This is a genomic window from Gordonia sp. ABSL11-1 (genome assembly GCF_030315685.1).
GTDB lineage: Bacteria > Actinomycetota > Actinomycetes > Mycobacteriales > Mycobacteriaceae > Gordonia.
The window spans coordinates 1-1,433 of the sequence record NZ_JASXSI010000075.1 but is presented as its reverse complement, the minus strand read 5'-3'; the positions used below and the strand labels follow the sequence as shown (position 1 = coordinate 1,433).

Annotated in this window: 1 protein-coding gene; it reads left to right on the top strand. The window is 64.4% G+C overall.

Annotated elements, in window-relative coordinates; all coding sequences use genetic code 11:
* Positions 1-121 precede the first annotated feature (121 nt).
* A partial coding sequence (locus QSJ19_RS26470) for an IS1380 family transposase (protein ID WP_286324034.1) occupies positions 122-1,433 on the top strand: 1,312 nt, incomplete at its 3' end.

The window sequence follows — 1,433 nt, the reverse complement described above, 5'->3', positions numbered from 1 at the left end:
AGCCTGAATCCACCGACCCGGTTTGCTGATTTCGGGTGTCGTGACGAAGAAAGTGCCCTCTGAGCTGGGATGATTGATGTTCTTCAGGCATTAATCACACAGCTACAGAAAGGCACTTTCAGTGAGATTGTCGCATACGTTCGCGGCGTCGTCGGCGCAGTTCGATGAGCAGTCACTCGTGTCCTATGCCGGTCTGGTGCCGGTGCTGGCGTTGGCGGAGGAGACCGGGTTGGATCGTCTGCTGACCGAGAAGGTGAGGTTCACCTGCGAACGCATCAAGTCCGGGGCGGCCAATCCCGCACCGAAACTGATGACGGTGATCGCCGGCATGTGCGCTGGCGCCGACAGTATTGATGACCTCAACATGCTGCGCGCCAGCGGCATGCCGATGCTCTTCGACCACCTGTATGCGCCATCAACTGCGGGAACCCTGTTGCGGGAGTTCACCTTCGGTCACACCAAGCAACTCGAATCGGTGTTGACCAGCCACCTGTCGTCCCTGGTGGGTCGGGTACCGCAATTGCTCGCCGGCGGCGAGCAGCGCACCGTCATCGACATCGACTCGCTGTTGCGACCGGTCTACGGACACGCCAAACAAGGAGCTTCCTACGGCCACACCAAGGTCGGCGGTAAACAGGTGCTGCGCAAAGGGTTGGCGCCGCTGGTCACCACGATCAGCACCGCAACCTCGGCGCCAGTGGTGGCCGGAATGTTGTTGCGGGCCGGGAAAACCCCGTCAGGTCGCGGGGCGGCTCGGATGATCACCCGCACCATCGCGACCGCTCGCGACGCCGGCGCCACCGGACAGATTCTGGTGCGCGGCGATTCGGCGTACGGCACCGGGGAGGTGATGACCGCCTGCCTGCGCGCCGGTGTGCAGTTCTCTCTCGTGCTGGCCAAAAACTCGGCCGTGCAGAAAGCGATCGCTGCCATCGACGAGGATGCCTGGACCCTGGTCCGCTATCCCGGCGCGGTCCGCGATCCCGACACCGGCGAGTGGATCTCCGATGCCGAAGTCGCTGAAATCGCCTACACCGCTGGTACAACCACTGATACGCCGGTCACCGCCCGACTGATCGTGCGCCGGGTCAAAGACGCCCGCAACGCCCCCGGTGACCCTGAACCGCTGTTCCCGATCTGGCGGTATCACCCGTTTCTGACCAACACCACGTTGCCCGCACCCGAGGCCGACATCGACCACCGTCGCCACGCGATCGTCGAGAATGTGTTCGCCGACCTCATCGACGGCCCTGTGGCCCACATGCCCTCGGGGTTGTTTGCCGCCAACTCCGCCTGGGTGCTGTGCGCGGCGATCGCTCACAATCTGTTGCGCGCCGCCGGGGTCCTGGCCGGTGCCAGCTACGCCGTGGCCCGCGGCGCTACGCTGCGCCGCACCATCGTGGCCGTTCCCGCCCGCATCACCTATCCCCAAC